General features: G+C 71.9%; 6 protein-coding genes and 1 rRNA gene. 4 read left to right on the top strand and 3 right to left on the bottom strand.

The window, feature by feature from the left end:
- A 5S ribosomal RNA gene (gene rrf, locus AB0H12_RS18880) occupies nucleotides 1-94 on the top strand; the annotation flags it as partial.
- 49 nt (nucleotides 95-143) lie between these two features.
- On the opposite strand, the gene AB0H12_RS18875 is transcribed toward rrf, so the two are convergent.
- Both AB0H12_RS18875 and AB0H12_RS18870 read right to left on the bottom strand, forming a co-directional pair.
- Entirely contained in the window at nucleotides 144-1730 is a 1587-nt protein-coding gene (locus tag AB0H12_RS18875; protein WP_499624111.1) for a WXG100-like domain-containing protein, read from the bottom strand.
- Nucleotide 1731: 1 nt separating this feature from the next.
- Entirely contained in the window at nucleotides 1732-2046 is a 315-nt protein-coding gene (locus AB0H12_RS18870) for a hypothetical protein (RefSeq protein WP_499624110.1), read from the bottom strand.
- A 94-nt stretch (nucleotides 2047-2140) separates the two neighbouring features.
- Between AB0H12_RS18870 and AB0H12_RS18865 the strand changes: the two genes are divergently transcribed.
- On the top strand, nucleotides 2141-3709 hold the full coding sequence (locus AB0H12_RS18865; protein WP_499624109.1) for a deoxyguanosinetriphosphate triphosphohydrolase family protein: 1569 nt from the start codon (nucleotides 2141-2143) through the stop codon (nucleotides 3707-3709).
- A 144-nt stretch (nucleotides 3710-3853) separates the two neighbouring features.
- Nucleotides 3854-6643 (top strand): S8 family serine peptidase, encoded by a 2790-nt coding sequence (locus AB0H12_RS18860; RefSeq protein WP_499624107.1) that lies wholly within the window; start codon nucleotides 3854-3856, stop codon nucleotides 6641-6643.
- A 61-nt stretch (nucleotides 6644-6704) separates the two neighbouring features.
- Here the strand turns inward: AB0H12_RS18860 and AB0H12_RS18855 are convergent, their stop codons facing one another.
- On the bottom strand, nucleotides 6705-7682 hold the full coding sequence (locus AB0H12_RS18855) for a helix-turn-helix domain-containing protein (protein ID WP_077005242.1): 978 nt from the start codon (nucleotides 7680-7682) through the stop codon (nucleotides 6705-6707).
- A 319-nt stretch (nucleotides 7683-8001) separates the two neighbouring features.
- Here AB0H12_RS18855 and AB0H12_RS18850 point away from each other — a divergent pair, with 319 nt between their 5' ends.
- Complete coding sequence (locus tag AB0H12_RS18850) at nucleotides 8002-8577, top strand: hypothetical protein (RefSeq protein ID WP_499624106.1); 576 nt, start codon at nucleotides 8002-8004, stop codon at nucleotides 8575-8577.
- Nucleotides 8578-8587: the final 10 nt, after the last annotated feature.

Genomic DNA, 8587 nt, shown 5'->3' with positions numbered 1-8587 from the left:
AACACCCGGTCCCATTCCGAACCCGGTAGTTAAGCCTTCCAGCGCCGATGGTACTGCACTCGTGAGGGTGTGGGAGAGTAGGACGCCGCCGAACAATCATTCCCTCAAGGGGGCGCTCATCCCGAGCGCCCCCTTGAGGCATTTCAGCGTTCCCCGGCGATGATGGCACCGATCTCGTCGATCGCGGGATGGCCCTGTTCGAGCGGTGCGCTGTGCGGGTTGGGACTGACGCCGTCGGCTCCCACCCAGTCCGGCGGTGAGTCGAACACCCGGGCGCCGAAGTCCGGGTTGGCCGGGTCACGGCCGTGGAACGGGTCGTGCGACGGTGGCCGATTTCCGAAGATGTCCGGGTTCTCCTCCGGGAACTCCGGGTTGGCGAGGCCGATCAGATCGCCCGGAGCGGTCGTGGCGTGCACGTGCTGTCCGGTTTGGGAGGGGTCGATCCCGTCCAGCCTGAGTTCGCTGACGTGCTGGGTGCCCGCGCCGGGGCTCGACACGAGGATCACGTCGTCGGCGTTGAGACCGTGGTCGCGAGCGGTCTGCCCGACCACGGTCGTGCCGTAGCTGTGACCCACGACGGTGAGGTGGGCCCGTTCCCCGGTGTCCGTCGCACGCAGGCCGTCCTGGAACCGGTCCAGTGCCTGCTCGGCGTTGTCGGCGTAGATCGGGCTCGCCGCGGCGGGGAAGATGTTGTCGGGTGCGTCGTAGCCGACCCAGGCGATCACGGCGGTCCCTTCGCCCGCGGAGAGGGCCATCCGCCTCGCCCGGTCGATGTCGCCGCCGACCTGGTCGAGTTCGGCCAGGGTGCCGGGCACGTAGGTCGCGATGTTGCGCGCCGTGTCCGGGTTGCCGTACGACACGATGATCTTGCCGTCGTCGGCGGTGTCGAGGCCGAGCAGGTAGTACCGGTTGGCCTTGTTCTCGGGGTCGGCGCCGGCGAGGTCGCCGCCCGGCCGGAAGCGCTCCAGGGTGGCGATCTGGTCGTTCAGCTGGGTGAGCCGTTCGTGTTCCTGCTCCCACAAGCCCGGGTTGCGGTTGAGCTCGTCCGCGAGCCCGTCCCGTTCGGCGCGCAGCGCGGCGATCTCCCGGTCGAGCACGGCGCGGTTGGCCTGGTCGCGGATCTCGGCGGGGACGCCGTCGAGGTTGCGGACCAGGTCGGGGTTGTTCCGCACGATGTCGTCGCGCTCGCCCTGGCCCAGGGACAGCCACCAGGTGTGGACCTCCTGCGGGGTCGCGCCCGGTGGCGGGCCGGGTGTCCGGCCGACCGGCGGGCCGCCGGTGATCCGCCCGGCGGCTTCGGCGACCAGCTTGGTGGCCTCGGCCGCGAGCTGTTGGGCGAACGCGTTGCGCTGGAGGTCTTCCCCGATGCCGGTGATGCCCGCGTACCGCTCGGCGTTGGCGTCGAGGAGCTTGGCGATCGCGTCCTTGGCGGTGGCGACCTCGTTGCCGAAGACCTCGGCACGTCGGGCGAGCTCGGCCATGTCGGCGGCGGTCGTGCCGGCTCGCTGGAGGTGGTGCCGGACCATGCCGGTGAACACGGCGCCCGCCGCGTCGGGCCAGTCGGCGTTCACGGAGTTCAGGGTGTGCTCGGCGGCCTTGCCGTACTCGGCGCCGGTGCGCCGCCAGCTGTCGGCCAGCGCGTGCGCGGTCTCCTCGTTCGACAGGGGCCAGGTGGCGCCCATGGACTTCGCGCGCGTCCACAGCTCGGAGGTCGGTTCGGGGACGGCCACCTCAGGCACCACCCGGGAACGCGCCCCTGGAGCGCACGTCGGCGGCGAGGTAGTCGATCACGGCGTCGTGACCGACCCGGCCGTCGGTCAGCAGCAGCTCCGGCACGAGGTCCGCGACCTGGCGCACCTTGGCGGCGTCGGCGTCGTAGACGGCGCGGAACGCCTGTCCCAACGGGTCCGCGCCGATGCCCGCCTCGCCCGCGACCAGCCCGGACTGCCCGTCCCGCCAGGTGGCGGCCAGCGTCTCGCCGGTGCCCGTGAGGCGGTGCAGCGCGGGTTCCACGCCGTCCACCTGCATGTGTGCGAATCCACCCATGGCGCCCAAGATGGCGCAACGCGTCCGGGCGCGGCGGGCCGTGGCCGCTACCGGTCACGCGCCGTGCGGCGCGGGTGCGACTAGTTTTTCGACCATGCACCATGAGCCCGACCCCCGAACGCGGCGCCGCTCCGGCGGGAACTCCGCCGCCGTCCAAGCGGACCTGGCCACGAGCCCGTTCCGCGTCGACCGCGACCGCGTGGCCAGCTCGCCGTTCTTCGCCCGGCTCGGCGGGGTCACGCAGGTCGTCAGCTCGACCGGGTCCGGCCTGCTGGTGCACAACCGCCTCACGCACAGCCTGAAGGTGGCCCAGGCCGCCCGCGCCATCGCCGAGCGCCTCAACACCCGGGCCGAGGTGACGAACCTGCTGGACAAGCTCGGCGGCTGCGACCCGGACGTGGTGGAGGCGGCTTCGTTGGCGCACGACCTGGGGCACCCGCCGTTCGGGCACCTCGGCGAGCAGGTCCTCGACCGCCTGGCCCGGCACCGGTTCGGGCTGTCGGACGGGTTCGAGGGCAACGCCCAGTCGTTCCGCATCGTCACGACGACGGACGTGCGCGGACCCGCGGCGGTCGGGCTCGACCTGACGGTGGCGGTGCGCGCGGCGATGCTGAAGTACCCGTGGACGCGCCTGTCCTACCCGAAGCCGCACCCGAGGGACCTCCCCGCCCCGCCGCGTGGCGCCGCGGAGCCCGCCGACGGGCCGGGCACGGGGTCGAGCAAGTTCTCCGCCTACGTCACCGAGCTGGACGACGTCGAGCAGTCCCGCGCGTTCTACACGGCCAGGTTGGAGCCGTGGCAGCAGACGGTCGAGGCGTCGGTCATGGACACGGCCGACGACATCGCCTACGCCATCCACGACCTGGAGGACTTCCACCGCGTGGGCGTGCTCCAGCACGCCGCCGTCTCGACGGAGCTGAACACCTGGCTGGACCACGCGGTGGAGCTGGCAGGCCTGAGCGCCGCCGACCTCGCCGCCCAGGAACGCCGACCGGGCCGCTCGCTGGAGGCGCTGCGCCGCCGCCTGCACGCCAAGGACTCGTGGGCGGTGCACGACGACGCGTTCGCGCACGCCGTGGCCAAGGTGCGCGCCGAGCTGGTCGACGGTCTGCTGGCGGTCCCGTTCGACGGTTCGGTGGAGGCGGAGCAGGCCGTGGCCGGGTTCTCCGCCCGCTGGACGCGCCGCTTGGTCGACGGGGTCGGCGTGGTCGAGGAGCCCACGACCCGCTCCGGGCACGTGGTGCTGGCCGTGCCGCAGTGGCACGAGGTGCAGGTGCTGAAGTTCGTGCACCGCCGGTTCGTGCTGCTGCGCCCCGACCTGGCGCTGCACCAGCGCGGCCAGGCGCGGCTGCTCACGGCGCTGGTCGAGGCGTTGGAGCAGTGGGTCACCGACCGGCACGAGGCGAACCGGCTGCCGCGCCGGCTGCACGACCTGGTCGAGCTGGCGGGCGAGGAGTACGCGGCGCTGGCGCGCGCGGACCCGTCCGTCCTGGTCGGCGCGACGGGGGAGACGCCGTCCGGCCCGGACGCCGTCCGGGCGCTGGCGCGTGGCCGCGCGGTGGTCGACTTCATCGCCTCGCTCACCGACAACCAGGCGGCGGCGCTGCTCGACGCACTGTCCGGACGAACCGGTCAGCTGTGGACAGATGCTTTTGTACTGTGAAATGTGATGGATCTACCGTCTGAGAAGTAGGCCGAACGGTGGCAGACGGTACTTGTCCGTGCGCAATACGTTGACCCCTCGGCCGGAGACATCCGACCGCAGGCCGCGTGCGTCGGGGGCACGCACGATCTGGGGGAGACGCCTGTGCGCTCACCGAAACGTCGTTTGCGAAGAAACGCCCTGATCGCGGCGGGCGCCGCGGTGCTGTTGACCTTGAGCGCGGTGTCGCCCGCCTCCGCCGATCCGACCAAGGCGTCCAAGGGCGTCGAGGACAAGACCGCGGCGCAGATCGCCGCGCTGCAGGACATCAAGCGGTCCCTCACCGAAGCCGAGTCCAAAGTGGACAGCGCGCTCGTCGTCGAGCAGCGCCGCCGGTCGAACGCCACCACGTTCAGCAAGCTCCCCGCCCTCCAGACCGGTGTGAAGGTCCACAGCGGAAACACCGTCGTGGTGGACATCCGCGCGTTCAAGGTCACCGACGACCTGGTGGCCGCCGTGAAGGCCGCCGGCGGCGCCATCCGCTCGGTCTCCACCGAGGGTCGGACGGTCCGCGCCCAGCTGCCGCTCGGCTCGCTGACGAAGCTCTCCGCCCGCGGCGACGTCCGCCGCGTGGAGACCGCGGTGGAGTACAAGACCTTCAACCAGCGGGACCGCAAGGCCGACCCGGCGCCCTCCAAGGAGGACAAGGCCAGGGAGATCGAGGCCCGCACCCGTGAGGCCCTGATCGCGCCGCAGGCGATCCGGACCGGCGAGGGGGACCGGGCGCACGCCGCGGACACCGCCCGGGACGACTTCCGCGTCACCGGCACGGGCGTGAAGCTGTGCGCGCTGTCGGACGGCGTCGACTCGCTGAGGCTCTCGCAGACCGCCGGCGAGCTGCCCGCCACCGTCGAGGTCCTGGCCGGCCAGGAGGGCACGGGCAACGAGGGCACCGCGATGCTGGAGATCCTCCACGACATCGCGCCGAACGCGAGCCTCGGCTTCGCCACGGCCGTCAACGGCGACGCGAGCTTCGCCGACAACATCCGCGCCCTGCGCTTCCAGTTGGGCTGCGACGTCATCGTCGACGACATCCTCTACTTCAACGAGTCGCCGTTCCAGGACGGCGTGATCGCGCAGGCCGTGGACGCGGTCACCGCCGACGGCGCGCTGTTCTTCTCCTCCGCCGGCAACGAGGGCAACGTCGCCGACGGCACCTCGGGCCACTGGGAGGGCCAGTTCGTCGACTCCGGCGTCGGCGTCGGCAAGTTCGCCGGCACCGCGCACGACTTCAACCCCTCGCCGGACGCCAAGCAGGTGTTCAACCCGCTGTCGGACAGCTCGGGCAACGTGCCCGTGACGCTGTTCTGGTCCGACCCGCTGACCTCGTCGTTCAACGACTACGACCTGTACCTGGCGAACTCGCAGGGCAACGTGGTGGCGTTCAGCCAGGGCGTGCAGGACGGCAGCCAGGACCCGTACGAGCGGCTCAACACGCCGGCGTCCGCGTTCGGCCTGCGGCTGGCCGTGGTCAAGTTCCGCGGTGAGGACAAGTACCTGGCGCTGACCGCGCTGGGCGGTCGCTTCAAGGACTCCTCCGACGGGCTCAAGAAGTTCGCCACGCCCGGCGTGACCCGGGGCCACTCCGCGGCCAAGGGCGCGATCAGCGTGGCGGCGGCGCCGGCGAACAACCCGCTGCCGTTCGACCTGGAGCCGGGCGACCCGGCCAACCCGCGCGGCCCGTTCCCGAACGCGTTCGACGGCACGCAGAAGCCCGAGCGGTTCACCTCGGACGGTCCGCGCCGGGTGTTCTTCGCGCCCGACGGCACCCCGCGCGAGGAGGTCAGGCAGAAGCCGGACCTGACCGCGGCGGACGGCGTGCAGACCAGCGTGACCGGCTTCAACCCGTTCTTCGGCACGTCGGCGTCCGCGCCGAACGCGGCGGCCATCGCGGGCCTGGTGCTGTCCGGCAACCCCGGCCTGTCGCCCGCCGAGGTGCGGGAGGCGATGACCGCCACCGCGATCGACATCGCCGAAGCGGGCGCGGACAACCGGACCGGCGCGGGCGTCGTGCGCGCCGACCTGGTGCTGGCCTACACCGGCGCCTCGCCGCAGCCGCTGGCGAAGGCGGCGAAGCCGTCCGTGGTCAACGACGCCGACGGCAGCCAGTACCTCAAGCCGGGCACCACGGCCACGGTCACCGTGCCGGTGGTCAACTCCGGTGACGGCACGGCCGCGTCGACCAGCCTCGTGCTCACCACGCCCACCGCTGGCGTGACGATCGCGCCGCGGTCGAAGTCCTACGGCAACGTCGAGGTCGGCCAGACGGTCACCAACACGTTCAAGGTGACCGTGCCCGCGTCGATGGGCGTCGGCTCGGCCGTCCGGCTGGACGCCCGGGTGACGTTCGCGGGCTCCACCTCGCCGACCACGAGCGCGTTCACGCTCAACGTCGGCGAGCCGTCCCGCGACACGAAGACGTTCGCCTACGCCGGGCCGGTCGTGGCCATCCCGGACAACGACGCCACCGGCGTCTCGGTGGAGATCCCGGTCAGCGGCATCGGCCGCGGCTCCAGGATCGTGTTCTCCGTCGACGGCGACACCTGCAGCTCGACGACGGGTGCGACCACGGTCGGCATCGACCACTCGTTCGTCGGCGACCTGGTCGGCACGCTGACCTCGCCGTCCGGGGCGACGGCCACGGTGTTCCAGCGCAACGGCGCGGGGGGCAACAACCTGTGCCAGGTCGTGTTCGACGACACCGCCGCGCAGCCGTTCTCGTCGGTGACCAGCGCGTTGGCGCCGTTCACCGGCACGTGGCGGCCCACCACCCCGCTCGGCGCGCTGCTGGCCGAGCCGGTGGACGGCACGTGGACCTTCAAGGTCGCGGACGGCGCCTCGTCCGACCGCGGCTCGATCCGCTCGGTCTCGTTGAAGATCAACGGTTACGTCTAGGGTTCGCCCGAGTGCGAGAAGGGCCCCGGGAGCGCGCTCCCGGGGCCCTTTTGTTCACGTGTTACTTCGGCCACTCCCAGCGGATGCCGAACACGCCGGGCCCGAAACCGAGCGCCACGGCGTGCACGCCACCCGCCGCGTCCAGGGCCAGGTTGCGACGCCGGGACGGGGTGTCGTCGCCGGCGGGCACGCTGAACTGCTGGCAGCGGGCGGGCAGGTTCGACTGGTCGAACCGCACCTCGATCACGTACTCGCGCACCGGCAGCCGGAACTTGCGGGCGAACGTGTTGTTGCCCGCCGGGTAGTGACCCTCGGCGAACAGCAGCTCGTACTCCATGATGATGGTCTCGCCCCTGGTCAGGGGTCGGTCGAACATCATCTCCGCGGCCATGATGTTGGCCTCGGTGTCCTCGACCACGCGACCGAGGTGGCAGTTGCGCAGGTTCACCACCTGCGGCAGCACGTTGGCCTGCTCGGTCTCGAACACCAGCGCCCACCGGTCCGGGCCGTCCTGCTCGGCGCGCAGGATCTGGCGCACCCACACCGAGCGCTGACCGCCGTCCGCGGCGATCTCGATCCGGTCGTGCTGGCTGATCCGGCCCAGCTTCACGTCCGACGACGTGTCCACCTTGGTGAGCAGGTTCGCCACCCGCTCACGACGCGCCCACAGCGCGTCGATCGGCATCATCGTCGTCGGTCGGGACCGCCTGCCACGCGGGCGCGGCGGACCGAGCAGCGCCGACAGGCCGGCCTGCGGCACGCCGAGCACGGTCTCCAGGTGGCGCAGCGCCTCCAGCGACTCGGGTCGCTCGGGTCGGCGCCGGCCGGACTGCCAGTAGCTCAGCGTCGCAACGCTGATGGTGACCCCGCGCAGCGCGAGCCGGTGCTGGATGCGGTCGAGGCTCAGCCTGCTCGCTTTGATCGCGGCTCTCAGCGCCTCGGGGAACGGTCCCGTGGTGAGAAGCTGCGCAAGACTGCCGTGGCCCGTCGAGTCGAGTTCGTCGACGGACAGGTTGGGTCGACCGGCAGCGTTGGTCATTGTGACTCCCCGCTGTCATGAGATCACGCCCCAGTGACCCTACCCGCCAACGCAGGGCGTTGGTGCCTTCCAGGTGGAGTCATTGATTGGGCCGTACGGGTTACGAGTTCACTGGGATGGGCATCGTTCTGTCAAGTGGTGAACATCCGTGCTCTCCCCTTTGTAAACCCGCCGGTAACATTGTGCAACGGCGGCTTCGGGGTCGTGGCGTCGGCCCCTTCGGGGCTGCTGTGCGACCCGCGCGCGGAGCCCTCGTCCCACGCCCCGGCGGCCACACGCCGTTGGCGGTCGTTGATCCGTTGGGCCTACTGTGTGCCCGGTGACCGCCGCCCAGGACCTGGTGCCCCTGCCGGAGGACCCGTTGACGGAGGTCGCCGCCGCCGTGCTCGGCGCCGGCCACCACGTGGTGCTCGACCTGCTCGACGTCGTGCCCCACCACGGCGGGCCGCCCGTCGACGTGGTCCGCGCGGGCGACGACCTGTTGCCCCGGTTGGCCCACGAGAACGCGCTCGACCAGGCGCTGCTGCTGGCCCGTCAGGCGCTGCGGCCCGGCGGCCTGTTCGTCGCCGCCGTGCCCGAGCTGGACAAGCTCGGTCGGCTCCGGCCCACCGCGCCGCCGCCGAAGGTGTCCGGGCGCGGTCCGGAGCGGCAGGTGACCGTGCAGCTGTGGGACTGGGCGGCCGACGGCGAGTCCTACGCCTTGGAGGTCGTGCGGCTGGTGCGCGGCGCGGAGACGTGGGAAGTGGCGAACACCGTGTCGACCCGGCACCGCGTGCTGTCGCCCGAGCAGATCTCCGCGTCGCTGGCAGACGCCGGGTTCGGCGCCGTGCAGCGGCTCTCGCCCGCCGAGTGCGGGCACCCGCTGCCGGTCTGGGTCGCGGTCGCGCCGGCATGAACGCCGCGCC

The sequence above is a fragment of the Actinosynnema sp. NPDC023794 genome (assembly GCF_040639675.1).
Taxonomy (GTDB): domain Bacteria; phylum Actinomycetota; class Actinomycetes; order Mycobacteriales; family Pseudonocardiaceae; genus Actinosynnema; species Actinosynnema luteola.
The sequence above is the reverse complement of the archived record's forward strand: the minus strand, read 5'-3'. Positions and strand labels throughout refer to the sequence as shown.

What these genes read in the sequence shown, in the direction of transcription:
- AB0H12_RS18865 (WP_499624109.1), top strand. Translation starts at nt 2,141, where the DNA reads ATGCACCATGAGCCCGACCCCCGAACGCGGCGCCGCTCCGGCGGGAAC.
- AB0H12_RS18855 (WP_077005242.1), bottom strand. Translation starts at nt 7,682, where the DNA reads ATGACCAACGCTGCCGGTCGACCCAACCTGTCCGTCGACGAACTCGAC.
- AB0H12_RS18870 (WP_499624110.1), bottom strand. Translation starts at nt 2,046, where the DNA reads ATGGGTGGATTCGCACACATGCAGGTGGACGGCGTGGAACCCGCGCTG.